This window comes from Brevundimonas sp. NPDC055812 (genome assembly GCF_053616535.1).
In genome coordinates, this window is record NZ_JBSHDX010000003.1 from 343,763 (window position 1) to 368,403 (window position 24,641).

Below are 24,641 nucleotides of genomic sequence, written 5' to 3' on the forward strand. Positions count from 1 at the left end.
CGTCAGCGCATGGCCTACAAGTCCCTGCGCGATTTTCTTGCGACCCTCGAAGCCGACGGCGAACTGGTCCGCGTGTCCGAGCCCGTCTCCACCCATCTGGAGATGACCGAGATCCAGACCCGCCTTCTTCGCAACGGCGGCCCGGCGGTCCTGTTCGAGAAGCCGGTCATGCCCGACGGCACGATCAGCCCCATCCCCTGCCTCGCCAATCTGTTCGGCACGGTGAAGCGCGTCGCCATGGGCGTGACGCTGGAGGGCAAGCAACGCACCACGGCGGGCGAACTGCGCGAGGTCGGCGAACTGCTGGCCTTCCTGCGCAACCCGACCCCGCCGCGCGGCCTCGGCGACGCCATGGAGATGCTGCCGCTGGCCCAGACCGTCATGTCCATGCGGCCCAAGACGGTGAAGAAGGCCCCCGTGCAAGAGGTAGTGCTGAAGGGCGATCAGATCGACCTGACCAGCCTGCCCATCCAGGGCTGCTGGCCCGGCGAGCCCGCGCCGCTGATCACCTGGGGTCTGGTCGTGACCAAGGGGCCGTCGGACGACCGCGAGGACGACTTCAACCTGGGCATCTATCGGATGCAGGTGCTGGGCAAGGACAAGGCCATCATGCGCTGGCTGGCCCATCGCGGCGGCGCCCAGCACTACGCCCGGCACAAGAAGGCGGGCAAGCGCGAGCCCCTGCCCTGCGCCGTCGTTCTGGGGGCCGATCCGGGGACCATCCTGGCCGCCGTGACCCCGGTGCCGGAAACCCTGTCGGAGTATCAGTTCGCCGGCCTGATGCGCGGGTCCAAGGCCGAACTGGTCCCCTGCAAGACCGTGCCGCTGATGGTCCCGGCCCAGGCCGAGATCGTGCTGGAAGGCCACGTCCTGCTGGACGAGTTCGAGGACGAAGGCCCCTACGGCGACCACACCGGCTACTACAACTCGGTCGAAAAATTCCCGGTCTTCCAGGTCAGCGCCATCACCATGCGCAAGGACCCCATCTATCTGACCACCTTCACCGGCCGTCCGCCGGATGAGCCGAGCGTGCTGGGCGAGGCGCTGAACGAGGTCTTCATCCCCCTGATCCGCCAGCAGTTTCCGGAGATCACCGACTTCTGGCTGCCGCCCGAAGGGTGCAGCTACCGCATCGCCGTGGTGTCGATGAAGAAGGCCTATCCGGGTCACGCCAAGCGCGTGATGATGGGCTGCTGGAGCTATCTGCGCCAGTTCATGTACACCAAGTGGATCATCGTCGTGGACGACGACATCAACGCCCGCGACTGGAAGGACGTCATGTGGGCCATCTCGACCAAGATGGACCCGGCGCGCGACATCACGGTGATTGAGAACACCCCCATCGACTATCTGGACTTCGCCAGCCCCGAGAGCGGTCTGGGCTCCAAGATCGGTCTGGACGCCACCGACAAGTGGGAGCCGGAGACCAAGCGCGAATGGGGCGAGGAAATCCGCATGGAGCAGGACGTGATCGACCGCGTCTCCGAAAAGTGGGCCTCGCTGGGCCTGCCGGGCGATGGGTCCCCGATCTGGAAGGCCTGACGCGGTTCCTGTGAGCCGTTTGCAAAAACTCGTCTCGCGAGAGAACCGTATAGGCTGATCGGCGTTCAGTTTCCCGGCCGAAGGAACGGCGACGCTTGGGGCGCGCTGATCGGCTTAGGGGAATCCATATGATTTCACGCACCAGCGCCGGCGTCGCCACGCTCGCACTCGCCGCCGCGCTCAGCCTTTCGGCGTGCGGCGATAGCAAGGGCAATGCCGAAAACCCGGCGCCCAAGTCGGTCGCCCAAGCGGCGGGCAACGAGGCCACCCAGGAGAAGATGAGCCTCTACATCGACGCCTTCAACGCGCTGATCGACGAACATTGGGGCGTGTCGAAATACTTCGGCGACTATCAGAAGCTAGACATCCCGAACGCCTCCGCGACGGCGACGCTGCACTTTCCGGAGAACATCTCGCATCTGGAGCGCGCGATCGCGAAGCTGAAGGAAGGCCGGGCGCTGAACGGCGGCAATCAGGGCAAGAAGGCCGATGAAGCGGCCGACAAGCTGATCCCGCAACTGGAGGTCCTGCTGACCCAGTGGCAGGCGCTCGACCCCTATTTCGAGTCCCGCGCCTATCGCGACGACGCCCTGGCCAAGGCCAAGGCGGCCCACGACGCCCAGACGCAGGCCTACCAGGGCAGCGTCGCCGGGATCGAGCTGTTGGACGTCGCCCTGAGCGAGTACCAGCGCGCCAGCAACGCGGCCAAGCTGGAAGTCATGCGCAAGGGCGGTCACGCCGCCGAAGCCAGCCTGCTGGACGCCATGCAGAAGGCCGACCTGTTCACCAATGCGGTGATGGAAGACAACAAGGCCGAGGCCGACGCCCAACTGCCCGCAATGGAAGCCGCCATCGCGGCGCTGCGTGAAGAACAGGCCAAGATGCCGGCGGACAACAGCAACAAGTCCTACCTGTCCAGCATCGCCGACAACCTCAGCGGCATGGTCGGCGCCTATCGCGACTTCAAGCAGTCCAACTCGGACGGCTACCGCGAGCAGGTCGTGGACCGCTACAACAGCGCCATCGGCAACATGAACCGCGTGGAACTGCCCGCCTGACGACCCTGTGTCCGGCCGTCACGAGCGGCCGGACGCGCTCCTCGCGAATTGCGCCGGGGTTGCCAGACGGCTTTGATCGGATCACGAAGGGCCTATGCGCCTTGACCGTTTCGTCACAGCGGCCGTCGCCGCCCTGGTTTGTTTCGCGAGCCCCGCCATGTCCCAGACCCCGTCCGCTTCCGTTCCCAACGAAGCCCCGTGGGATCAGGCTTTCCTGCCGCCCGCCCCGGCGTGGAACGGCGCCAGCCGCGCCCTGTTGCGCGACGCTTCCGATCCGTGGGTCACGGGGTTCGAGGCCGATGCGGCGCATGACTTCTCGCCGAACTACGCCGACACCCGCGCCTGGTTCGACCGGCTGGACGCCGCCAGCGACCTGATCCGCATCGAACAGTTCGGGACCTCGCCGGAAGGCCGCCCGATCTACGCCGTGATCGCGTCCAAGGACGGCGCGACGTTTGATCCTTCCACGCCCGTCCTGCTGGCCCAGGCCGGCATCCATCCGGGCGAGATCGACGGCAAGGACGCGGGCATGATGCTGCTGCGCGACATCGCCTTCTACGGAAAAGACGACCTGCTGGACCGCGCCAACCTGATCCTGATCCCGATCCTCAGCGTCGACGGGCATGAGCGCGCGGGCGCCTATTCGCGCCCCAACCAGCGCGGGCCGCGCATTCAGGGCTGGCGCCACACGGCGACGAACCAGAACCTGAACCGCGACTTCATGAAGCTGGATCAGGCCGAGATGCAGGCCGTCATGGGCCTGATCCACAAGTATCAGCCGGACCTCTACGTCGACATCCATGTCACCGACGGCATCGATTATCAGTACGACGTCACCTTCGGCTACAACGGCGAGGACGGGGTCTGGAGCCGCAGCCCGGCCATCGCCCAATGGCTGGACGCCGCCTTCAAGCCCGCCATCTATGAGGCGCTGGAGGCTCAAGGCCACATCCCCGGCGAACTGGTCTTCGCCATCGACGACCGCGACCCGAAGAAGGGTCTGAACGACGGCGGCCTGGGCGAGCGCTTCTCCAACGGCTGGGGCTCGGCGGCCCACATCCCGACCATCCTGATCGAGAACCACAGCCTGAAACCGCATGAGCAGCGGGTGCTGGGAACCTATGTCTTCCTCGAACAGGCGCTGACGCTGCTGGCCGAAAAGTCCGGCGACCTGCGCGCCGCCATCGCGGCCGACCGCGCCCTGCGCCCCGCCGAACTGCCCGCCAATTTCGACAGCGACGAGACGCCCTCGCGCACCCGCCCCTTCAAGGGCATCCGCTATGAGACCTTCGACAGCGTCGCCTCGGGCCGTCTCGAAATCCGCTGGCTGGGCCAGCCGGACGCCGAGCTGTGGCCCATGCCCTTCTACGGCTCGCACCCCACGCTGACGCTGAAGCGGCCGAGCGCCTATTGGGTGCCGTCCTATCGTCAGGACGTGATCGAGCGCCTGCGCGTTCACGGCGTGCAGATGGAGACGCTGGACGCCCCGCGCACCGTCGCCGTCGACATGCTGCGTCTGGTCGATCCCAAGGTGTCGAGCCGCACCAATGAAGGCCATGTGCCGATCTCGGTCGGCGAAGTCCGTCCCGAGGCCCACGACTGGACCTTCCCTGTCGGCTCCGTCCGCGTGCCGACCGATCAGCCGATGGGCGACGTCGCCATCCTGCTGCTGGAGCCGCAGTCGAACGAGAGTTTCTTCGCCTGGGGCCTGTTCCCCGAGGTGCTGAACCGCGTCGAATACATCGAGGCCTACGCCATCGCCCCCCTGGCGGAAAAGATGCTGGCCGCCGATCCGGCGCTGAAGGCCGAGTTCGAGGCGAAGCTGGCCGCCGATCCCGCCTTCACCGCCGACGGCGACGCGCGTCTGGCCTGGTTCTATGAGCGCACGCCCTTCTACGATCAGCGCTATCGCCTCTATCCGGTGGGGCGCGAAAATTGAGCCTGATCCCGACCATTCAGGCCGCCGCCCTGTGGGGCGGTCTGCTGATCCTGCTGCTGTTCGTCCTTTCGGGCGTGGTCGTGCGGCGCCGTCGTCAGCATCTGGTCGAGTTCGGCGACGGCGGCGTGCGCGAACTGGTCTGCGCCAGCCGCGCCTTCTCCAATGCGGCGGAATACATCCCCGCCGGGATGTGCGGCCTGATCCTGCTGGCCTTCCTCGGCGCCCCGGCCATGCTGATCCATGCGGTCGGGGGAATGCTGTTCGCCGGACGGGTGATCCACGCCCTGGGCCTGCTGTTCCAGGAAGGCCCGTCTCTGGGCCGTTCGGTCGGCATGATCCTGACCTGGCTGGCGCTTCTGGTGGCGGCGCTAAGCCTGATCGCCTGGTCGATCCTGTAGGCAAAAACCCACCCCTCTCCCGGCGGGAGAGGGTTAGAACGGTTGCAGCCCGACCTTCCCTCCGCCATATCGGGGCATGTCCGATAAGACGCCTCCCCCCGACATCCTGAACGATCTGATCTCCGCCGCGCTGAAGGCCGGCGCCGACGCGGCCGAGGCCGTGTCCGCCCATCGCGCCTCCCTGTCCGTCGGCGTGCGCAACGGCGCGCTGGAAGACGTCGAGCGTGAAGAGGCCCGCGATCTGGGCCTGCGCGTCTTCATCGGGCGGCGTCAGGCGACGGTATCCGCCTCCGACCTGTCCGACGCCACCCGCGCCCGTCTGGTCGAGCGCGCCGTGGCGATGGCGAAGCTGGCGCCGGAAGACCCCTATGCCGCCCTCGCCCCGCAGGACCGTCTGGCCGCCGCGCCGCACGCGGACCTTGACCTGTATGACCCCGCCGAACGCTCGGCCGAGGCGCTGGAAGCCGCCGCCGCCGAAGCCGAGGCCGCCGCCCTGGCCGTATCGGGCGTGTCCAAGTCCGAGGGCGGCCACGCCTCATGGTCGGCCAGCGAATGGCGCCTCGTCACCTCGCACGGGTTCGACGGCCGCCATCGCGGCAGCGCCTTTTCGCTGGGCGTCGGCGTCATCGCCGAGAAGGACGGCGCCATGGAGCGCGGCGGCGAAAGCCGCGCCGTCCGCCACCTGTCCGACCTGCCGGACGCCGCCTCCATCGGCCTGAAGGCGGGCGAACGCGCCGTCGCCCGCGTCGGCCCGCGCAAGATCGCCTCGACCACCGCCCCCGTCATCTTCGAAAACCGCGTCGCGACGCAGGTGCTGTCGCCGCTGCTGGGCGCCATCTCCGGCCCGTCGATCGCGCGCGGCAGCTCCTTCCTGAAGGACAAGCTGAACAAGGCGGTCCTGCCGACCGGCGTCGACCTGATCGACGACCCGTTCCGCCCGCGCGGCCTCGGCTCCACCCCCTTCGACGATGAGGGCGTGGCCGTTGAACGGCGCGAGATCGTCAGCAACGGCGTCCTGACCACCTGGCTGTTGAACACCGCCTCGGCGGCCCAGTTGGGCCTGCAGACCACCGGCCACGCCTCGCGCGGGCTGGCGGGGCCGTCGGGCGTCTCGACCCACAACCTGCATCTGGCGCCGGGCGAAGGCGATCTGGACGCCCTGATGGCGCAGGCCGGGACCGGCCTGCTGATCACTTCCATGTTCGGCCCCTCGCTGAACGGCAACACCGGCGACTGGTCGGCGGGCGTGTCCGGCTTCTGGTTCGAGAACGGCCAGCGCGCCTATCCGGTCAGCGAAGTCACCGTGGCGGGCAATCTGATCGACCTCTACGCCCGCCTGCAACGCGCGGGCGATCTGGAGTTCCGCGGCTCGTTCAACAGCCCCTCCTTGCTGTTCGACAAGGTGGCGATCGCGGGCAAATGAGCGACTACAGCGCCGACCTCGATCTGATCCGCGACGCGGCTCTGGCTGCGGGTCGGCTGGCGCTCGAACACCGCGAGGCCGGGCTGAAGGTCTGGTCCAAGGACGGCGGCTCGCCCGTCACCAGCGCCGATCTGGCGGTGGACCAGCTGCTGCGCGACACGCTTCTGAGCGCCCGGCCCGACTACGGCTGGCTGTCCGAGGAAACGGCCGACAGCACGGAACGCCTGTCGAAGAAGCGCATCTTCGTCGTCGATCCGATCGACGGCACCGTCGCCTTCATGAAGAACAAGCCGTGGTGGTGCGTGCCCATCGCCGTGGTCGAAGACGGCCGCCCCGTCGCCGCCGCCATCCACGCCCCGATGATGGACGAAATGTTCGAGGCGACCCTCGGCGGCGGCGCGCGCCTGCAGGGCCGCCCCATCAGCGCGTCCGACACCGACGATCTGGAAGACGCTGAGCTTCTGGCCGACGCCCGGCTGATGGAGGCCCGCGAATGGGACGAGCCCTGGCCGCCGATGCGCTTCTCCAAGCGCAACGCCCTGGCCTATCGCATGGCGCTTGTGGCGGCCGGGGCCTTCGATGCCGCCATCGCCATCAGCCCCAAATGGGACTGGGACGTCTGCGCCGGCTGCCTGATCGCCGAGGAAGCAGGGGCCAGGGTCAGCGACCATATGGGCCGTCAATGGCGATTTAATCGCCCCGATCCGCGTCAAACCAGCCTGATATGCGCCGCGCCGGCCCTTCACCCGTTGATCGTGAGGCGCACAGCGCCTATCCCGCTGGCCATCTGATCTCCCCTGCAATGGACCCCCTCTCCATGGCTGACGCCCCCCACGACCCCCAACTGCTTCACCTCGTCATCGGCGGCGAGATGCGCCACCCGGCCGAGCCCGTCTTCCGCGACCTGTCCCAGGTCGAGTTCGTCGGCGCCTTCGGCAACTATGAAGAAGCCAAGAAGGCCTGGAAGGCCCGCGCCCAGGCGACCGTCGACAACGCCCACATGCGCTACTTCATCCTGCACGCGCACAAGCTGATCGATCCGCGCACCGACGGCTGATCGGCGTTCACGGCCTGGTCAGGCCGCTGTTCAGGAACCGCAGGGGCGGCTGATGCGCTTTCCCATCAGCCGCCTTTGTTCATGAACAGGATTCGCCATGCTGCCGACCCTCATCGTTCTGCTTCTGGTGGTCCTCGCCGTGGCGGCGATCGTCTGGGTCGTGCGCAAGGGACCCAAACACATCCCCCGCCCCGGCGAGGACCAGGACACCGCCTGGAACGACCCCATCACCCCCGCTGACCGGGATCCGCGACCTTGACGCTGTTCGGCCAGACGCTGGACGGCCAGCAGGTTTTCGGCCTGATCTCGCTGATCGCCGTGCTGGCGTTGTGGCTGGTCGTTCTGGCGCGCCAGCGTGATCACGTCCGCCAGATCAAGCGGTGGAAGAAGGAGCAGACGCGCAAGACCCCGCCGCCCGCCGCCGGACGCGGCCCCTGGGGCTGAGCTCTATTCGCGCCTCAACAGGCGATCGACGACCAGCTTGCCCCACCAGCCGGCCTTGAACTCGGCGCGGATCGCCTTGGGGTCATAGGCGTCGCTCTCGACCCAATCCTCGAAGCTGACGCCCGTGGGTTCGACCTCGGCGACATATTTCTCGAGCGTATAATCCAGCACGCCGGTCAGCCCCTCGCGGCTGTGCAGGGTGCGCTTGCTCAATTCGAACATGGCCGCCGAGATCGGCTCGCCCAGGTGGAAGTGGCGATAGAAGACCGCCATCATCCCCGCCCGGTCCGCGCCCGACTTGCAGTGGATCAGCGCCGGATACTCCATCGTCTGAAACAGGGCCTTGGCCCGGCGCACCCGGTCCTTGCCCGGCGGGTCACGCGAATCCAGCGGCGCGTCGATCAGGGTCAGGCCCAGCCGTTCGCAGGCGTCCTTCTCCAGCCAGTAATAGGCTTCGTCCCTCTGGCCGCGCAGGTTGACGACCGTCTTGATCCCCTGCCGCTTCCACCAGGCCAGTTGGCGCGGCGAGGGCTGGTTGGTCCGCACCAGATCCGGCCCCAGCCAGTGGGCGTTGGTGAACGCCGTGCGCAGGAAGGCGTGATCCTTCCAGAAATAGGACCAGCGCGCCTTGAAACGGCCGAATGGCGTAGTCAGATCGTAGCGCCCCATGACGGCCAGATAGCGCCGTTTGCACCCGGCGTCACCCGTCCGGCGCCGCCTCTCCTGAGCGCGGCCGCTTGACTTGACGCCCCAGCCGTTCGACCGAAGGCCGATGACCGTTCCCGCTCCCCATGCCGACGCCCGCGAGCCTCTGCGGCCCCTGCTCGCCCGCATCTGGCGCGAGTATCTGTCGCGGCACAAGCCGGCCTTCTTCACCTCCATGCTGCTGGCGGGCGTGTCGGGCGGTCTGACGGCCCTGCTGCTCAAGTTTCTGGAGCCTGCGATCGACCTGCTGTTCGGCCAGCACGCCGGACCGGTGACGATCTGGAAGACCGTCACCATCCCGGCGGACAAGGTGCTGATCGCCATCCCCCTGTTCATCATCGTCGTGGCGGTGATCCGTTCGCTGAGCATGGCGGGCCAGGCGGCGCTGGTGAACCGGCTGGGCCACGGCATCGTCGGCGACATCCAGAAGCAACTGTTCTCGGGCATGATCCGGGCCGACCTGTCGCGCCTGCGCAGCCAGCATTCGGGGACCTTCGTCTCCTCCGTCCTGTTCGACGCCAACCTGGTGCGCGAGGCCTTCACCTCGGGCGTGGTCAACTACACCCAGAACGCCCTGATGCTGCTGGGCGTCATCGTCGCCATGGGCTTCATCGACCTGCCGCTGACGCTGATCGTCCTGCTGGGCGTGCCGGTCGTCAGCTGGATCATCCGCCGCTTCGGCAAGAAGTCGCGCAAGGCCGCGCGCGGCGCCATGGTCGAGACCGAGGCCCTGTCCAGCGCCCTGATGGAGAACCTGGACGGCGTCCGCGTCATCAAGATCGAGAACCGCGAGGCGGCCGAGGAAGCCCGCGTCTCCACCGTCATCGACCGCCGCCAGCGCCACGTCATCAAGGGCGCCGACAGCCGCGCCTTCTCCGGCCCGGCCAGCGACATCGTCGCCTACGGCGTCGTCGCCGCCGTCATGGCCTATGCCGGATGGAGCGCCAGCCAGGGCGAGATGACGGTCGGCGCCTTCGCCTCCTTCATCGGCATGCTGCTGCTGGCCGGCCAGGCCCTGCGGCAGGTGACCAACCTCACGACGGTGCTGAGCGAAGGCTTCACCGCCGCCCGCCGCCTGTTCGCCGCCCTGGACATCGAACCCGAGATTCGCGAGGCCAATGACGCGGCCGTGGTCGCGCCCGGCCCCGTCACCGTCGCCCTGGACCATGTCAGTTTCGCTTATCATGCAGACGAGGACGGGTCCGCCCCGACCCTGTCGGACGTCAGCCTGCACGTCGCACCGGGCGAGACCATCGCCCTGGTCGGCCCTTCGGGCGGGGGCAAGTCGACTATCCTCAGCCTGCTGCCGCGCTTCTATGACGTGACGGCGGGCCAGGTGACCCTGAACGGCCGCGACATCCGCGAGCTGAGCCTGCCTTCCTTACGCGACCACATCGCCCTGGTGACGCAGGAGCCTTTCCTGTTCGACGACACCATCGCCGCCAACATCGCCTATGGCCGCCCCGGCGCCACGGCCGAGGACATCGTGGCCGCCGCCCGCGCCGCCGCCGCCCACGACTTCATCGCCGCCCTGCCCGACGGCTACGCCACCCGCGTGGGCGAGGCCGGCGCCCGCCTGTCCGGCGGGCAGCGCCAGCGCATCGCCATCGCCCGCGCCTTCCTGAAGGACGCGCCCATCCTGCTGCTGGACGAGGCGACCAGCGCGCTCGACACCGAGAGCGAGGCCCTGGTTCAGGCTGCGCTGGAGCGGCTGATGAACGGCCGCGCCACCCTGATGATCGCCCACCGCCTGTCGACGGTGAAGAACGCCGACCGCATCTACGTCATCGACGGCGGCCGCGTGGTCGAGGAAGGAACCCACGACGCCCTGGTGGCGCGCGGCGGTCTCTACGCCCGTCTGGCCCGGCAGCAGTCGCTGGACAGCGACCCGGTCGCCCCCTCGCTTCTTTCGACTTTGCCGCCTCTGGTCGAGCTTCCCGACGAGACCGGCGCATGAGGCCCCTGCGCAACCCCGCCATCCAGAACGCCATGGCCTGGACCCTGGCCCAATGGATGCGGTTCTGCATCGCCACCATCCGCTGGACCCATGAGAACGAGGCCGCGGCCGAAGAGGTCTGGCGTGACGGCGGCGGGGTGCTGTGCGCCTTCTGGCACTCGCGCATCGCCCTGGCCCCGTCCTGCTGGCCCCAGGATCGGGCTCAGCCCGCCAAGGCCCTGATCTCCCTGTCCGCTGACGGCGAGTTCATCGCCAAGGCGATCGCACGCCAGGGCTTCCCCGCCGTGCGCGGCTCCTCGGCCAATAAGGACAAGGCCAAACAGGCCAAGGGCGGGACACAGGCTTTACGCGACGGTCTGAAGCAGTTGAAGCTCGGCGCCCTTGCGCTGACGCCTGACGGCCCGCGTGGCCCGGCGCGCCACATGGCCGAGGGCCTGCCGCTGATGGCGAAGATCTCCAAGGCGCCGGTGCTGTTCATCGGCATGTCGTGCAGTCCGGCGATCCGGCTGAACAGCTGGGACCGCGCCCTGCTGCCCCTGCCCTTCGGCAAGGGCGCCGTGGTCTGGGACAAGGCCTGGTATCCCGAAGGCGGCGACCTGGCCGAAGTCGCCGCCGAATGGGGCGAGCGCCTGACCGCCGTCGAGGCGCGCGCCGACGCCCTCACCGGGCTGGAGCGCGTCTGAACGTGCCCTTCAGCCCCGCCCTGATCGCCTATCAGCTGTTGACCCGCCTGCTGGAGCCGCTGGCCCCGCGCCTGCTGGACGCCCGCGTCAAGAAGGGCAAGGAAGACCCCGCCCGCGTCGATGAACGGCTGGGCCTGCCCGGCATGGCGCGGCCTGACGGGCCTCTGGTCTGGATCCACGGCGTCAGCGTCGGCGAGGCCCTGTCGATCCTTCCTCTGGCCGAACGCATCCGCAAGGACCGGCCCGACGTGACGGTGCTGGTCACCACCGGCACGCTTACGTCGGCGCAGGTGCTGGCGACACGCCTGCCGCGCGGCGTCATCCATCAGTTCGCCCCGGTGGACGCCCCCTCGGCCGTCGCCGCCTTCCTCGACCACTGGCGGCCCAATGTCGGCGTCTTCGTCGAGAGCGAGCTGTGGCCCAACCTTCTGACCACGGCCCAGAAACGCGGCGTGCCCCTGGCTCTGGTCAGCGCCCGCATCACCGGCAAGACGGCGCAGGGCTGGAAGAAAGCCCCCGGCATGGCCCGCGCCCTGATGAACGGCTTTTCGCACGTCTGGCCGCAGGATCAGGACAGCGCCGACCGGCTGGCGGCGCTGGGCGCCCGCGTCGACGGTCAGGTGAACCTGAAGCTGTCCGGCGAGCCCCTGCCCTATGACAAGGGCGAGTTCGCCCGCCTGTCGGCCCTGATCGACGACCGCCCCGTCGTCGTCGCCGCCAGCACTCATGAGCACGAGGAAATGGCCATCGTCGGCGCGCTGGATCATCTGGCCGACCGCCTGTTCCTGATCGTCGTGCCGCGCCACCCCGAACGCGCCGACGCCATCGCCGAGGCCCTGAGTCACGACGGATACGGCTTCGCGCGACGCAGTCAGGGCCAGCCGATCTGCGACCAGACCGACATCTATCTGGCCGATACGCTGGGCGAGCTGGGGCTGTTCCTGCGGCTGGCCGATGTGGTGGTCATGGGCGGCTCCTTCGCCCCGGCGCTGGGCGGTGGCTCGGTCGGCGGTCACAATCCGCTGGAGCCTGCGCGTCTCGCCAAACCCATCGTCACAGGCCCCGACGCCAGCAATTGGCAAGCCGTGACCCGGATGCTGAAACAGGCGGGCGGCCTCGTCTCCGTCCTGTCGCCCGCCGAACTGCCCTCGGTCGTCGGCCCCATGCTGGCCGACCCCGAGGCCGCCCGCGACATGGGTGAGCGCGCGCGGCGATCCGCAGAGGCCGCCGCCGCCGGGCTGGACCGCCTGTGGCTGGCGCTTCAGACCCACCTGCCCGCCGCCCCGTCACGGAGGCGCCCGTGAAACTGAACACCCCCCGCTGGTGGTACAGCCGCGACCGTCGCCACGCCCCGATGACGCGGATGATGCTGAAGCCCGCCTCATGGCTGTGGGCGGGCGTGACGGCGCGCAAGATCGCCCGCGCCACGCCGGTCGATCCGGGCGCAGCGGTCATCTCCATCGGCAATCTGACGGTCGGCGGATCGGGCAAGACGCCCGTCGCGCGCGAGACTCTGCGCCTGCTGCGCGCCCAGGGCGTCAACGCCGCCGCCCTGTCGCGCGGCTATGGCGGCGAACTGGAAGGCCCGGTCCGCGTCGACCTGAGCCATCACACCGCCGCCGATGTCGGGGACGAACCCCTGATGCTGGCTCAGGACGCGCCTGCATGGATCGCCCGCGACCGCGTGGCGGGCGCCCGCGCAGCCGCCGCTGACGGCGCCTCCGCCCTCGTACTGGACGACGGCCACCAGAACCCCGCGCTGAAGAAGACCCTCAGCCTGATCGTGGTCGACGGCGAGACGCGCGGCGACGAATGGCCGTTCGGCGACGGCTCGCTCTTCCCCTCCGGCCCGATGCGCGAGCCGCTGAAGGCCGGGCTGGCGCGCGCCGACGGCGTGGTCGTCATGCTGCCCACCGACATGGACGCCGCCGATCCCGAACTGCTGGAGGTCTTCGCCGACCTGCCCGTCTTCATCGCCCGGCTGGAAGCCGCCGCCCCGCCGCCGCCCGGTCCTCAGGTCGGCTTCGCCGGCATCGCCAAGCCGTGGAAGGTCGAGCGGTCGCTGATCGCCGCCGGCTGCGACCTGAAGGATTTCGTCCCCTTCCCCGACCACGCCGCCCTGTCCGACCGCGACTTCGCCTTCCTGAAAGACCGCGCCGCCGTCTACGACGCGGGCCTCGTCACCACCGAAAAGGACTGGGTGCGCCTGACGCCCGACCAGCGCGCCGCCGTCGCCGCCTGGCCCGTCGCCGCCCGGTTTGAGGATGAGGCGGGATTCGCAGCCTTTGTGATGGGCGCCCTCTGATCCGGCCGCCCGGTGTCGGAGTCAGACGTGCGGGTTGTCGAAGATGTCCTCGATCGGCCGCTCGAACAGGGCGGCGATGCGATAGGCCAGGTCCAGCGAGGGGTCGTGTTTCTCTGTCTCCAGGGCGTTGACCGCCTGGCGGGAAACCCCCAGCGCCTGTCCCAGTTGTTCCTGGGTCCAGTTGCGCTCGACGCGCAGCAGCTTCAGCCGGTTCCTCATCAGTTCGAGGTCCGAATGAAAGGCGCCGCCAGGCCGAACGCCGCCCAGAACAGCGGATAGATCAGCCAGGCCGGCAGGTGCGGCGCCCCGGCGAAACTCTCTCCGAAGCCCCAGAAGGTCGCGATCGCCATCGCCATGCCGGAGGCGATGATGAACTGCTTGGCCGTGACCATGCGCACGAACTCGTCGCTTTCACGCATCAGGGCCAGCGTGGCCCAGATCTGACCGATCACCGGCGCAGAGACGGCCGCCGCCAGGACCCAGCCCGCAGGCTTTCCCATGACCCCGTCAAAGGCGTCCGTGGTCATCATCGCCACGCAGATCGCCACATAGGGAGCCATGAAGGCGAACGTCCGCAGGACGTAGCGACGCCCTGACGGCGTCTGTTGTCTGGAAAGGGTCATCATGACAGTCGCTCCTGACTTTATGTAAGGAAAACCTTACAATGCCATCATGTCATGTCAACCTTACTTTTTATCAGCATGTCCTGACATTATTGCCAGCCGCTTCGACCGCCCCTAGCTTGAAGTCATGCGTAGTGTTCCCGCCCTTGTCGTCGCCTTCCTGACGGCCGCCGCCCCTCTTGCCGCGCTTGCTTCGCCGCCTCCGCCCTTCCTGGTCCAACAGGATGTTCGCGGCGCGCGCGACCATGACGACCTGCCCCGCATGGACGGCGCGCGCATCCGCGCCTGGCGCCAGTTGTCCGTCGCCGAAATCACCCTGCCGACCGGCGCGGTCGCCGAAGGCGACACGCCGCAGAGCGCTCTGCGGCTTCAGGGTCAGATCAGCCATCTGGATTATGTCATCCGCCCGGCCGTCGCGCCGATCGACATGGCGCGCCACTATGAAGAAGCGCTGCGCGAGGGGGGCTATGAGACCGTCTTCGCCTGCACCGGCATCGCCCGCTGCGGCTCGGGCATGGGAGCGCTGATCCTGCTGAGCGACACGGTGGCGCCTGCGGGCTTCGCCGACGGCGTCTTCAACGATCAGTTGCGGGTGGTCGTGGCGCGCAAGGGGGCGACCTGGGTGCTGCTGCACATGACGCGCGGACCGGATCGGTCGCTGGTCTATCAGGCCGTGATCGAGGGCGCCCGTGAGCTCGAGTAGACGGATCGCCGATCCAGTCCGTTTCATCCGCGACAACACCCGCCTTCAGCCCGTCTCGCACACGCCCGAGATTTCCCTGTGGCTGGCCGACGAAGTCACGCCCATCTGGCGGCTGACCGAAGAAGAGCTGGGCGAGATGGGCCTGCCGCCGCCCTTCTGGGCTTTCGCCTGGGCGGGCGGGCAGGCGCTGGCGCGCTGGCTGCTGGATCACCCCGACGAAGTCACGGGGCGTCGCGTGCTGGATCTCGCGACCGGCTCGGGACTGGTGGCGATCGCGGCGATGAAGGCGGGCGCCGCGTCGGTGCTGGCCGCCGACATCGACCCCTTCTGCGCCGCCGCCGTCGCCGCCAACGCCGAGGCCAACGGCGTCGAGATCGCTTTCACCGCAGACAATCTGCTTGAGGCCCCGCCCCCCGCATTCGACGTCATCTGCGCGGGGGACGTCTTCTACGAAGGGCCGATGGCCGAGGCGGTCCTGGCCTGGCTGAAGCAGGCGCGGGCGGCCGGGACGACCGTGCTGGTCGGCGATCCCGGCCGGACCTACTTCCCGAAGGAGGGGCTCAGCCTGCTGGCTGAATACCGCGTGCCGACCACGCGTGAACTGGAGGACCAGGAGGTCAAACGCACGCGGGTCTGGTCTCTGGATCTATAGCCGGCCTCAGGCGTCCCGGGGCAGAACGGTCAGCACCCGCGCCATATGCTGGTGGAAGGCCTCCATATAGTCGCGCAGGAACTGTTCCGTGGAGGCCACAGTGACGTTGCCGTCGTCGTCGATCAGGCCCGGCGTCAGCTGGATATAGCCTTCGGGCGCATTCATCTGCGGGGCCTGGAGGAAGCCCAACACCGGCCGCAGCGCCTGCTGGGCCAGGGCCGTGCCGATGGCCCCGATCGAGGCGCCGATCACCGCCGTCGGCTTGTTCTTGAAGGCGTTGCTTCCATAGGGGCGACTGGCCCAGTCGATGGCGTTCTTCAGCCCGCCGGGCATGGAGCGATTGTATTCCGGCGTGACGATCAGGATCGCATCGGAGCGCTTGATCGCCGCCTTGAAGTCGTTGGCGACGGCCGGATAGTCGGCGTCATAGTCATAGGAATAGAGCGGCAGCTCGCTGAAGCCGATCTCGTGGAACTGCAGCTTCTCGGGCGCGAGTTTGACCAGGGCCTTGGCCAGCTTGCGGTTGATCGAACCCTTGGCCAGGCTGCCGATGATGTAGCCGACGTTGTAGGTGGTCATGATAGGCGTCCCGCTGAATGAGGGCGGCGTGCGCCGCCGCCGGCGAGGAAATGCCCCAGCAACCTTGGCGGTTCCGTATCAGACGCGCACGGCCTGGCGACTTCGCCCCGCCTCGCCGAACACCCGCAGATAGCGCTCGATCTCTGCGCGATCGCCGGTGGCCTTTTCAACGTTGTCCGACAGCTTGACCGCCGGGCGGCCCGCCGCCTGCGTCACCTTGCAGACCAGCGACAAGGGAAGCAGCTCGGGCGCCTCTACGGGGGCGCAGTCGCGGAAGTCGTTGGTCAGGTTGGTGCCCCAGCCGAAGCTGGTCCGCACCCGCCCCTTGAAGTGGGCGTGGGCCGCCTCGATGCCGTCGACATCCAGCCCGTCGGCCAGAACCAGCAGGCGCTCACGCGGATCGCGCCCCTTGGACGCCCACCACTTCATGATGATCTCGCCGCCCTCGATCGGCGGAGCGGAATCGGGACGGAAGCCCTTCCAGTCGGCCAGCCAGTCAGGCGCGTCATTCAGGAAGGCTTCGGTGCCGAAGGCGTCCGGCAGGGCGATCAGCAGATTACCATCATAGGCCGCGCGCCATTCCTCCAGCACCCGATAGGGCGCCGCGCGCAAGGCCGCCTCGTCCTCGCCCGCCATCGCGGCCAGCACCATCGGCAGTTCGTGGCCGTTGGTGCCGATGGCCTCAAGGTCGTTGTTCATCGCCAGCAGCACGTTGGAGGTGCCGATGAAGGCGCTTCCTAGCCCCTCCTTCAGCGCCTCGACGCACCAGCCCTGCCACAGGAAGCCGTGGCGGCGACGCGTGCCGAAGTCGGACAGGGCCAGCGGCTCCAGCTTCCTCAGCCGCTCGATCTTGCTCCACAGCTTGGTCTTGGCGCGCGAATAGAGGATGTCCAGTTCGAACCGCCCCATGCGGCGCAGGGCGCGGCGGCTGCGCAGCTCGTTCAGGATCGACAGGGCGGAGATTTCCCACAAGGTGACGTCGGCCCAGCTTCCGGAAAACTCGAGCCGGTACTGTCCGTCGGCGCTGCGAGACAGGTCGTAGTCCGGCAGGCGATAGTCGGCCAGCCAGGCCAGAAAGTCCGGGCTGAAGATCGACTTCACCCCATAGAAGGTGTTGCCGCCCAGCCAGATCAGTTCGCGGTTGGTGAAACGCAGGGACCGGGCGTGGTCTAGTTGGGCGCGCAGTTCGGCCTCGTCCACTTCCTCGGCCAGGCGGACGGAGGTGGTGCGGTTGATGACAGAGAAGGTCACCGGCACATCGCGGAATCGGCGCCAGATCAGTTGGAGCATCAGCAGCTTGTAGAAGTCGGTGTCCAACAGGCTGCGGACGATGGGGTCCAGTCGCCAGCCGTGGTCATAGGCCCGCTTGGCCAGGTCGATGCTCGCCATGCCGGATCAGTCCGCCTTTCGTTCCGCCGGTTCGAGAACCGCTTCCACCGGGGCCTCGTCCTCGTTGACCAGGCGTCCCTCGCGGTGAGGCTTGATATAGGGAGTCGGCTTGGGCGTCGGCATATTGCCCCGCATCATGGCCCGCCCGGCCCCCAGGCCGCCGGTGACCTCCAGGTCCAGCCGCGCCTCGTCGCGGCGGCGCACGTCGGCGATGACCTCGGCGGCTTCGTCCTGCGGCAGGCCCAGTTCCTCCAGCACCGCCTGGCCGAACTTCAGGGCGGATTCGAAGGTCTCGCGCACCTGATAGTCCACGCCAGCCTGGATCAGGCGCAGAGAATGGCCCCGGTCGAAGGCGCGGACCAGCAGCTTCACTCCCGGAAACTCGGACTTGACCAGTTGGACGATGCGATCAGCCGTCTCGGGCTTGTCGACGCAGACCAGCACCGCCTCGGCCTTGCCCGCGCCCGAGGCCCGCAGCGTATCCAGGCGCGTGCCGTCGCCGTAATAGACCTTGAAGCCGAAGTTCCCGGCGGCCTGGATCATCTCCACGTCGTTCTCGATGATCGACACGTCCACGTCGCGCGCCAGCAGGGGCTGGGACACCACCTGGGCGAAGCGGCCGAAGCCGATGATCAACACCTGGCCGCCCAGACCCTCGGCGGCGTCGACGCCCTCGGCCTCTTCCGGCGACAGGCCCGCCTCCTTCGGCAGGAAGCGCTTCAACGCCAGCGTCGTCAGCGGCGTCAGCGCCATGGACAGGATGACGATGGCCGTCAGGGCCGCGCTGGCCTGGGCGTCGATCACCCCGGCGCCGGCCGCCGCGCCGTAGAGGACGAAGGCGAACTCGCCGCCCTGGGCGAACAGGGCCGCCCGCTCAAGCGCCTCATGATGACGCGCCCTGAACAGGCGGGCGACGACATAGATGACCAGGGCCTTCACCACCATGAAGGCCGCCAGCCCGGCGACGACGATGCGCCAGTCGCTGATGACCACGCCGATATCCAGCGCCATGCCGACCGACAGGAAGAACAGGCCCAGCAGGATGGCGCGGAAGGGCTCGACGTCGGCTTCCAACTGGTGCCGGAAGGTCGAGTCGGACAGCAGCACCCCGGCCAGGAAGGCGCCCATGGCCATCGACAGGCCGACCTCGTCCATGATCCAGGCCGTGCCCGCCACCACCAGCAGGGCGGCGGCCGTCATCACCTCGCGCCCGCCGTTGCGCGCCAGGAAGCGGAACACCGGATTGATGGCGTAGACGCCGACCGCCAGCACGCCCGCCAGAGCCGCCAGGGCCAGACCGATCGACCGCCACAACGGCGTCGTGCTCTCGGCCGCATGGCCGAGGGAGGCGCCCAGCAGGGCGACGATGGCCAGCAGGGGCACGATGGCCAGGTCCTCGAACAGCAGGATGCTGACCGCCCTCTGGCCGCTGGGGGTGGGCAGATCGCCGCGCTCCTCCAGCATCTGCACGATGACGGCCGTGGAGGACATGACGAAGCCCATGGCTCCGACGAAGGCCACCGGCGCCGAAACCCCCGCCGCCATGGCGACGCCGGTCAGGGCCAGCCCCGCCAGCCCGACCTGGGCCGAGCCCAGACCGAAAATCTCCTTGCGCATCCCCCACAGGCGCTTGGGCCGCATCTCCAGGCCGATGATGAACAGGAAGATGACCACGCCGAACTCGGCGACGTGCAGGATGACTTCAGGCTCGCGGAACAGGGCCAGGCCGAAGGGACCGATGGCGACGCCCGCCGCCAGATAGCCGAGCACCGAGCCCAACCCGATCTTGCGGAATACCGGCACGGCCACCACGCCCGCCGCCAAGAGGGCCGCTACATGGCCCAGTTCCAGTCCCGTCGCAGCCTCGGCCATCGCTCACCCTTGCGTTTGTCTTTTCATAGTGGGGGCGAACACGATCGATTGCGAGGGGGAAGGTTCGGCGGCGTCGCGTCCTTGCGGCGGCCGGAACCCCGGACGCCGTGCGCGGGTTTCTCAAGCTGGGCCGCCAGGCGCCCCCTACACGAGAGAAGGCCATGAAGATTCGCGACGTGATGAGCAAGGACGTGCAGGTCGCCCGTCCGGAAGACACCCTGCAGAACGTCGCCGGTCGAATGGCCGCGGGCGATTTCGGCTTCATCCCCGTGGCCGACGGCGACCGGCTGATCGGCGCCCTGACCGATCGCGACATCGTCGTGCGCGGCGTGGCCTCGGGCGCCGGGCCGGAAGCGCGGGTGCTGGACGTGCTGTCGCGCGACGCGTTGGTGGTGCGGGCCGACGACGACCTGAAGGTCGCGCTGGATCTGATGTCGTCGCGCCAGATCCGCCGCCTGCCCGTGGTGGACAAGGACGGCCGCCTGGTCGGCGTCGTCTCGCTGGGCGACCTGTCGACCCGGGTCAAGGAACGTTACGCCGGCGAGGCGCTGGAGGAGATTTCCCGCCCTCAGGGTTAATCCGCCGCTAACCACGTCACGGAACCCGACGATAACGGCCCGGGCCGCATCATTCCTCTCTTTGCAAGAGGGAATTCCGGAATGGCGCGCGCCCAGTTCCAGAAGGGCCAGAAGGTCTGGGTCGAGAGCGTCGGCGTCTGGGCCCAGGTCGAAAAGGTCATGCCCGTCTGGGCCAAGGGTTTCGACGAGCCGGTCCGGATCACCTACGACGTGGGCCTGGGCCGCGAGTTCGCCGCGGCGGAACTGCAGGTTCCCTCGGACAATCCCGCCGCCGGCGCCGTGGGCGACTGGCGCATCCTGCGCGCGCGCAACAAGTGGCAGGACCCCGCCGACTGCGTCCACCATCCCTACCCCGGCAGCTATCCGGTGGTGGTCACCGACAAGGCCGACTGGGGCGGCTGGCGCGTGCCCGGCGCCGAATACGACCGCGACCCGCAGCGCATCGAATTCCAGGCCCGCCTGATCGCGGCAGGGCCCGACCTGATGGACCTGGCGCGCGAACTGATGGCCTCGGTGGCCGAGGCTCCGGACGACGCCCCGCCCGAAACCCAGCGCCTGGCCCGCAAGGCCCAGTCCATCCTGCGTCGCATGACCGAGATCGCCGCACCGGCCCCTGCGCCCCGGCCGGATGAGGACGCGGAGACGGACGCCTAGACTCGCCGACGCTCCTCTTGGGCGCCCACCCCTCGACGGATTCCGCGACGCAGCCTAGATTCCCGAGTGAATCGGGACAGGAGGGTCGCCCTTGCGGGGCACCGAGCGCCGCAGTTACGGGCCCGGCCGTCGGGCCACGGATCATCAGGCCGCGCGCTCCGCGCCCTGGGTCCGTATCCTTGCGCTCGCCGTGGCGCTGGCCCTGGCGGCCTATGTCATGCTGTTCGCGCGCGAGAACAGCCGTCCCAGCCGCGAAGTCGAGGCCGCCCGACTGGAGACCCTGACGCTTGAGGCGAGGCTCGCCGCCGCCCAGGTCGAAGCCCGCGCCGCGCGGACGGATCGCGCCCTGGACGCCGCCGCCCGCGTTCTGGCTCAGACGCCGAACCAGCCGGTCCAGGCCCTGGACAGCGCCCGCCTGGAAGATCCCGAAGCCGCCTTGCTGATCGCCGATGCGAACGGCCGCGTCCTCGCGGCGCAAGGCGCCCGTCTGGGCTCAGACGCGGCGACCGGCCTGTCGGTCGGCGAGGACGGCCTGACCACGCGCCGGACGACGCCGGACGGCCATGTCCTGGTCGCACGGACGCCCCTGCCGACCCTGAAACCGACGCTCGCCCAGGCCAGCCTCAGCATCCTGCCGTCCGGTCAGGCCCCCGCCACGCCGGACCAGGCGGTCAAGCGGCCGGATGGACGCCCTCAGACCGCCGCCGTGGCCCCCATCGGCGACACCGGCCTGTCTGTCGTGGCGGCCCTGCCTCGCCCGGACGCCTTCGCCGCCTGGCTGGACGACGCCTGGATGCTGGCCGCGCCCCTGCTGATGGTGGTGCTGATGCTGGCGGTGATCGCCGTGCAGAACTGGCGCCAGATGCGGACGAGCCGACGATGGGCCGACACCGAGCGCCGTTTCCGCGTGGCCGTCGAGGCCGCCCGCTGCGGCGTATGGGAATGGGATCTGGCCAAGGGCGAGGCGACCCTGTCCGACTACATGGCCGCCCTGCTGGAGGTGGAGACGGGAACCGTCCTGACCACCCAGGCCATGGTCGAGCGGGTCCATCCCCGCTATCGCCAGTTGATGGTCCAGGCCCTGGACAAGGCCATGGCCGACGGCGTGTTCGAGGCGGCCTTTCCCGTGCCGTTGAGCAACGGCGGCGTCCGCTGGATAGACGCGCGCGGCCAGTCCCGCCAGCCGCGTCGCGACGGCGGCTATGACAGCCTGATGGGGGTGGCGCTGGACGTCACCGACGCCCGCCGCACCAAGGCCCAGGCCCAGGCCGCCGAAAGCCGCCTGCGCGACGCCATCGAAAGCGTGTCAGACGCCTTCGTCCTGTTCGACCGGCGCGGACGGCTGATCCTGTGGAACCAGGGATTCCAGGACGCCTTCGCCTTCCCGGAGGGCGTGGTCAGGCCCGGCGCCCAGAAGGACGAACTGAACCGCATCGCCGCCGAGGCGATCAAGGCCGAACATCCGTCGGCCGGGGGCCGCGCCGGGGTGCGCGAGGTCGAGCTGAAGGACGGCCGCTGGCTGCAGATGGCCGAACGCTTCACCGGCGACGGCGGCACGGTGGTGATCTGCGCCGACATCACCGTCATCCGCCGCCAGGAGGCCGAGCGTCGCCGCGCCGCCGACGAACTGCGCGCCATGGTGGCCGAACTGGAGGCCAGCCAGGCGGACCTGGCGCTTCTGGCGCGCAAATATGAGGTCGCGATGACCCGCGCCGAGGCCGCCAACCAGGCCAAGTCCGAGTTCCTGGCCAATATGAGCCATGAGCTGCGCACCCCGCTGAACGCCATCAACGGCTTCTCGGAGATCATGGCCGCCGAGATGTTCGGCCCCCTGGGCGACCGCCGCTACAAGGGCTACGCCGCCGACATCCACGGCTCGGGCCAGCATCTGCTCAGCCTGATCAACGACATCCTCGACATGGCCAAGATCGAGGCGGGCAAGCTGACGCTGCACTATGAGCCGATGGCGCTGGACGTGCTGTGCGCCGAGGCGGTGCGGCTGATGCGGGGCAAGGCTCAGGAGGCGCGGCTGGCCCTCACGCTGGACTGCCCCGAGGCCCTGCGCATAGAGGCGGACCAGCGTGGCCTGAAACAGGTGCTGCTGAATCTGATCTCCAATGCGGTGAAGTTCACGCCCGAAGGCGGCGCCGTGTCGGTGATCGTCGCTCCGCGCGGTGCGGACACGGTGCGCGTATCGGTCGCCGACACCGGCATCGGCATCTCCGCCAAGGATCTGGAGCGGCTGGCCCAGCCGTTCGAGCAGGTGGAGGGCCAGCACTCCAAGTCGACGCAAGGAACGGGTCTCGGCCTGGCCCTGACCAAGTCGCTGATCGAACTGCACGGCGGCGCCATGACCATCGACAGCGAACCGGGACGCGGCACCACCGTCTGGTTCGACCTGCCGCTTCACGCGCCCCAAGGGGCCGTGGCCCCCGTCGGCTCCCCCGTCCAACGGGTTCAGCCGCGCGCCGCTTAGCCCGACCTTAGGCCGCCGGCTTTTCGGCGCCTTCCGTCGGGGCCTTCTCTCCGCCCTGCCCGTCCTTCGACTTGGAACGGTGACGCGACAGGATCGGCGCAAGAGCCTCACGGTCTGCCGGGCCCAGACGGCTCAGCGTCTCGACCGCCCCCGCTTCCAGCCGCGCCCGCCCTCGCATTTCAGACGCGCGCGACCGTTCCAGCAAGGCGGCGACCGCCACCGCGTCGAACTGATCCGAACGGGTCAGGGCGATGGCCTCGCGACGGGCCGCCCGCGCCTCTTCGAAGTCCGGACGAGCCTCCAGGGCGGTGGCGCGCAGCTCACGCTTGACCTGATCGCGCACGGCGGGGGGACGCGCCTCGACCACCGACCAGACGGGCTCGCTGCGACCCGGTCGGCGCGCTTCGGTCGCCGCCTCCTGAACCTGCCTGGCCGCCATCCAGGCCGCGCCCGCTCCGGCGACGGCGAAGATGTTGAGAGCGACGGACGCCGCCAGGGCGATCCTCAAGCCTTTCGTGCTCATCCGCCCAGAACCTCCGTATCGTCAGCGCTGGTCAGGCTGGCCTGATACAACACCGCGTCGGCGCGAATATCGGCCGTCATCTGGCCGGTCAGAACCACGCCGAAAGCGGCCCCGGCGCAGGCCGCCGCCGCCCAGCCGGCGCCCGACAGCCAGGCCATGACGCCGATGCCGCCGCGCCGACGGCCCAGACCCGCGCCGGCCGCCGCAGCGATCACCTGTTCGCGCAAGGCGTGGGATGCGACCACGCGTGGCGCCGCGTCCAGCAGGGCGTCAAGCCCGTCCGCGTCCCGCAGCAAGGCCGCAGCCCGAAGATCCGTCGCGACCAAGGCGCGCGCCGCCTCGCGCTCGCTCTGCGGCCAGCGACGCAGGTCGCCGCCATAGGCGTCGGCCAAGTGTTCAAACCGTTCTCGGGTCATCGTCGTCATCTCGTCCCCCGCCATAGTGGTTCGGCGCGCGCTGCAGCGCCGCCGCCTCGCATGCCCTGTCGCCCATCACGCCCCGCGCCTGGATACGGCGCGATGTCCGCCAGGGCGGTCCGCAAGGCGCGACGGCCCCGCGACAACAGGCTTTCCAGCGCTTCCACGCTGATCTCCATCAGGGCGGCGGCTTCGATATTGCCCAGCTCCTGATAGTGGCAAAGGACGATGGCCTCGCGCTGCCGTTCGGGCAGGCGCGTCAGGGCCTGTTCGACCCGCGCGCCCGTCTCGGCGGCCAGCAGGCCCCGATCCGGCGCCGGGCCGTCGTCGATGCTGTCGGGGATGGCGTCCGTCGCGATCTCGCGCCGGCGCCGCATACGGTCGTAGCAGAGGTTGAGCCCCACCCGGTGCAGCCAGGTGTCGAAGCGCGCCTGGCCAGGGGTCCAGCGCGGCGCCTGCCTCCAGGCTCTGAGCATCGCTTCCTGGGCCACGTCCTCAGCCTCCGCCGCATCGCCCAGCATCCGCTGGGCGAGCGACAGCATGCGCGGCAGCTTGCGCGCGACCATGGCCTGAATGGCCGCGGGGTCGCCTTCGCCCACGCGGCGCACCAGATCCTCGTCGGGGTCGACGGTCGTCGCCAATCCAGCCTCTTTGGCTCCATCCAG

At 69.0% G+C, this 24,641-nt stretch carries 27 protein-coding genes; 18 read left to right on the forward strand and 9 right to left on the reverse strand.

All coding sequences use genetic code 11. The features are described from left to right. The first annotated feature begins 9 nt into the window (after window positions 1-9). From ACWGL1_RS06995 to ACWGL1_RS07035, 9 genes are all read left to right on the forward strand, one after another. The gene (locus ACWGL1_RS06995; RefSeq protein WP_452111584.1) at window positions 10-1,542 is read left to right on the forward strand and encodes a UbiD family decarboxylase; all 1,533 of its coding nucleotides are present in this window, start codon (window positions 10-12) and stop codon (window positions 1,540-1,542) included. Between the two features lie 128 nt (window positions 1,543-1,670). Then, on the forward strand, window positions 1,671-2,600 hold the full coding sequence (locus tag ACWGL1_RS07000; RefSeq protein WP_452111585.1) for a DUF3829 domain-containing protein: 930 nt from the start codon (window positions 1,671-1,673) through the stop codon (window positions 2,598-2,600). A gap of 157 nt (window positions 2,601-2,757) precedes the next feature. After that, a complete protein-coding gene (locus tag ACWGL1_RS07005; RefSeq protein ID WP_452111586.1) occupies window positions 2,758-4,539 on the forward strand; it encodes a M14 family metallopeptidase in 1,782 nt (593 codons plus the stop codon). Further along, window positions 4,536-4,937 (forward strand): MAPEG family protein, encoded by a 402-nt coding sequence (locus ACWGL1_RS07010; RefSeq protein WP_291776752.1) that lies wholly within the window; start codon window positions 4,536-4,538, stop codon window positions 4,935-4,937. Before ACWGL1_RS07005 ends, ACWGL1_RS07010 begins: the two co-directional genes overlap by 4 nt. 76 nt (window positions 4,938-5,013) lie before the next feature. Then, window positions 5,014-6,360 carry a TldD/PmbA family protein gene (locus tag ACWGL1_RS07015; RefSeq protein WP_452111587.1) on the forward strand — a complete coding sequence of 449 codons (1,347 nt, stop codon included), beginning with the start codon at window positions 5,014-5,016 and terminating at the stop codon, window positions 6,358-6,360. Further along, on the forward strand, window positions 6,357-7,151 hold the full coding sequence (locus ACWGL1_RS07020; protein ID WP_452111588.1) for a 3'(2'),5'-bisphosphate nucleotidase CysQ: 795 nt from the start codon (window positions 6,357-6,359) through the stop codon (window positions 7,149-7,151). The genes ACWGL1_RS07015 and ACWGL1_RS07020 overlap by 4 nt, the downstream gene beginning before the upstream one ends. A gap of 11 nt (window positions 7,152-7,162) precedes the next feature. Beyond that, window positions 7,163-7,417 carry a DUF4170 domain-containing protein gene (locus tag ACWGL1_RS07025; RefSeq protein WP_409450040.1) on the forward strand — a complete coding sequence of 85 codons (255 nt, stop codon included), beginning with the start codon at window positions 7,163-7,165 and terminating at the stop codon, window positions 7,415-7,417. 97 nt (window positions 7,418-7,514) lie between these two features. Continuing rightward, entirely contained in the window at window positions 7,515-7,676 is a 162-nt protein-coding gene (locus ACWGL1_RS07030; protein WP_452111589.1) for a hypothetical protein, read from the forward strand. After that, entirely contained in the window at window positions 7,673-7,861 is a 189-nt protein-coding gene (locus tag ACWGL1_RS07035; protein ID WP_452111590.1) for a hypothetical protein, read from the forward strand. The genes ACWGL1_RS07030 and ACWGL1_RS07035 overlap by 4 nt, the downstream gene beginning before the upstream one ends. 3 nt (window positions 7,862-7,864) lie before the next feature. On the opposite strand, the gene ACWGL1_RS07040 is transcribed toward ACWGL1_RS07035, so the two are convergent. Further along, a complete protein-coding gene (locus tag ACWGL1_RS07040; RefSeq protein WP_452111591.1) occupies window positions 7,865-8,530 on the reverse strand; it encodes a fused DSP-PTPase phosphatase/NAD kinase-like protein in 666 nt (221 codons plus the stop codon). A 103-nt stretch (window positions 8,531-8,633) separates the two neighbouring features. On the opposite strand from ACWGL1_RS07040, the gene ACWGL1_RS07045 reads away from it, so the two are divergent. The 4 genes from ACWGL1_RS07045 to lpxK are packed head-to-tail and all read left to right on the forward strand — an operon-like array spanning window position 8,634 to window position 13,511. Beyond that, entirely contained in the window at window positions 8,634-10,523 is a 1,890-nt protein-coding gene (locus tag ACWGL1_RS07045) for an ABC transporter ATP-binding protein (RefSeq protein WP_452111592.1), read from the forward strand. Further along, on the forward strand, window positions 10,520-11,206 hold the full coding sequence (locus ACWGL1_RS07050) for a lysophospholipid acyltransferase family protein (protein ID WP_452111593.1): 687 nt from the start codon (window positions 10,520-10,522) through the stop codon (window positions 11,204-11,206). Before ACWGL1_RS07045 ends, ACWGL1_RS07050 begins: the two co-directional genes overlap by 4 nt. Window positions 11,207-11,208: 2 nt before the next feature. Continuing rightward, complete coding sequence (locus ACWGL1_RS07055) at window positions 11,209-12,510, forward strand: 3-deoxy-D-manno-octulosonic acid transferase (RefSeq protein ID WP_452111594.1); 1,302 nt, start codon at window positions 11,209-11,211, stop codon at window positions 12,508-12,510. Next, window positions 12,507-13,511 (forward strand): tetraacyldisaccharide 4'-kinase, encoded by a 1,005-nt coding sequence (gene lpxK / locus ACWGL1_RS07060; RefSeq protein WP_452111595.1) that lies wholly within the window; start codon window positions 12,507-12,509, stop codon window positions 13,509-13,511. The genes ACWGL1_RS07055 and lpxK overlap by 4 nt, the downstream gene beginning before the upstream one ends. A gap of 21 nt (window positions 13,512-13,532) precedes the next feature. Here lpxK and ACWGL1_RS07065 read toward each other — a convergent pair whose 3' ends face one another. Both ACWGL1_RS07065 and ACWGL1_RS07070 read right to left on the reverse strand, forming a co-directional pair. Then, complete coding sequence (locus ACWGL1_RS07065; protein WP_291776775.1) at window positions 13,533-13,730, reverse strand: helix-turn-helix transcriptional regulator; 198 nt, start codon at window positions 13,728-13,730, stop codon at window positions 13,533-13,535. Beyond that, window positions 13,730-14,137 (reverse strand): hypothetical protein, encoded by a 408-nt coding sequence (locus ACWGL1_RS07070; protein WP_338578171.1) that lies wholly within the window; start codon window positions 14,135-14,137, stop codon window positions 13,730-13,732. The genes ACWGL1_RS07065 and ACWGL1_RS07070 overlap by 1 nt, the downstream gene beginning before the upstream one ends. 124 nt (window positions 14,138-14,261) lie before the next feature. On the opposite strand from ACWGL1_RS07070, the gene ACWGL1_RS07075 reads away from it, so the two are divergent. Together ACWGL1_RS07075 and ACWGL1_RS07080 are read left to right on the forward strand one after the other, a co-directional pair. Continuing rightward, window positions 14,262-14,837 carry a hypothetical protein gene (locus ACWGL1_RS07075; protein WP_338578170.1) on the forward strand — a complete coding sequence of 192 codons (576 nt, stop codon included), beginning with the start codon at window positions 14,262-14,264 and terminating at the stop codon, window positions 14,835-14,837. Then, complete coding sequence (locus tag ACWGL1_RS07080; RefSeq protein WP_338578169.1) at window positions 14,824-15,489, forward strand: class I SAM-dependent methyltransferase; 666 nt, start codon at window positions 14,824-14,826, stop codon at window positions 15,487-15,489. The genes ACWGL1_RS07075 and ACWGL1_RS07080 overlap by 14 nt, the downstream gene beginning before the upstream one ends. Before the next feature lie 6 nt (window positions 15,490-15,495). On the opposite strand, the gene ACWGL1_RS07085 is transcribed toward ACWGL1_RS07080, so the two are convergent. The 3 genes from ACWGL1_RS07085 to ACWGL1_RS07095 all read right to left on the reverse strand — a co-directional run bounded on the left by ACWGL1_RS07085 (window position 15,496) and on the right by ACWGL1_RS07095 (window position 19,329). Continuing rightward, on the reverse strand, window positions 15,496-16,068 hold the full coding sequence (locus ACWGL1_RS07085; protein WP_338578168.1) for an NADPH-dependent FMN reductase: 573 nt from the start codon (window positions 16,066-16,068) through the stop codon (window positions 15,496-15,498). 78 nt (window positions 16,069-16,146) lie between these two features. Beyond that, the gene (locus ACWGL1_RS07090; RefSeq protein ID WP_338578167.1) at window positions 16,147-17,457 is read right to left on the reverse strand and encodes a nicotinate phosphoribosyltransferase; all 1,311 of its coding nucleotides are present in this window, start codon (window positions 17,455-17,457) and stop codon (window positions 16,147-16,149) included. 6 nt (window positions 17,458-17,463) lie between these two features. Further along, on the reverse strand, window positions 17,464-19,329 hold the full coding sequence (locus tag ACWGL1_RS07095) for a monovalent cation:proton antiporter-2 (CPA2) family protein (protein WP_291776784.1): 1,866 nt from the start codon (window positions 19,327-19,329) through the stop codon (window positions 17,464-17,466). Window positions 19,330-19,490: 161 nt separating this feature from the next. On the opposite strand from ACWGL1_RS07095, the gene ACWGL1_RS07100 reads away from it, so the two are divergent. The 3 genes from ACWGL1_RS07100 (at window position 19,491) to ACWGL1_RS07110 (ending at window position 23,037) form a co-directional block, all read left to right on the forward strand. Then, on the forward strand, window positions 19,491-19,907 hold the full coding sequence (locus ACWGL1_RS07100) for a CBS domain-containing protein (protein WP_087141056.1): 417 nt from the start codon (window positions 19,491-19,493) through the stop codon (window positions 19,905-19,907). Window positions 19,908-19,988: 81 nt separating this feature from the next. Beyond that, window positions 19,989-20,561: a hypothetical protein gene (locus ACWGL1_RS07105; RefSeq protein ID WP_452111596.1), complete on the forward strand. Its 573-nt coding sequence runs from the start codon at window positions 19,989-19,991 to the stop codon at window positions 20,559-20,561. A 91-nt stretch (window positions 20,562-20,652) separates the two neighbouring features. Beyond that, complete coding sequence (locus ACWGL1_RS07110) at window positions 20,653-23,037, forward strand: ATP-binding protein (RefSeq protein ID WP_452111597.1); 2,385 nt, start codon at window positions 20,653-20,655, stop codon at window positions 23,035-23,037. A gap of 7 nt (window positions 23,038-23,044) precedes the next feature. Here ACWGL1_RS07110 and ACWGL1_RS07115 read toward each other — a convergent pair whose 3' ends face one another. Genes ACWGL1_RS07115 through ACWGL1_RS07125 form a run of 3 tightly spaced genes read right to left on the reverse strand, consistent with a single transcriptional unit; the run spans window position 23,045 to window position 24,617 of the window. Next, window positions 23,045-23,560, reverse strand: coding sequence for a periplasmic heavy metal sensor (locus tag ACWGL1_RS07115; RefSeq protein ID WP_452111598.1), 516 nt, complete (start codon window positions 23,558-23,560; stop codon window positions 23,045-23,047). Continuing rightward, window positions 23,557-23,985: a hypothetical protein gene (locus tag ACWGL1_RS07120; protein ID WP_291776799.1), complete on the reverse strand. Its 429-nt coding sequence runs from the start codon at window positions 23,983-23,985 to the stop codon at window positions 23,557-23,559. Before ACWGL1_RS07120 ends, ACWGL1_RS07115 begins: the two co-directional genes overlap by 4 nt. Continuing rightward, window positions 23,982-24,617: an RNA polymerase sigma factor gene (locus ACWGL1_RS07125; protein WP_452111599.1), complete on the reverse strand. Its 636-nt coding sequence runs from the start codon at window positions 24,615-24,617 to the stop codon at window positions 23,982-23,984. The genes ACWGL1_RS07120 and ACWGL1_RS07125 overlap by 4 nt, the downstream gene beginning before the upstream one ends. Window positions 24,618-24,641 lie beyond the last annotated feature (24 nt).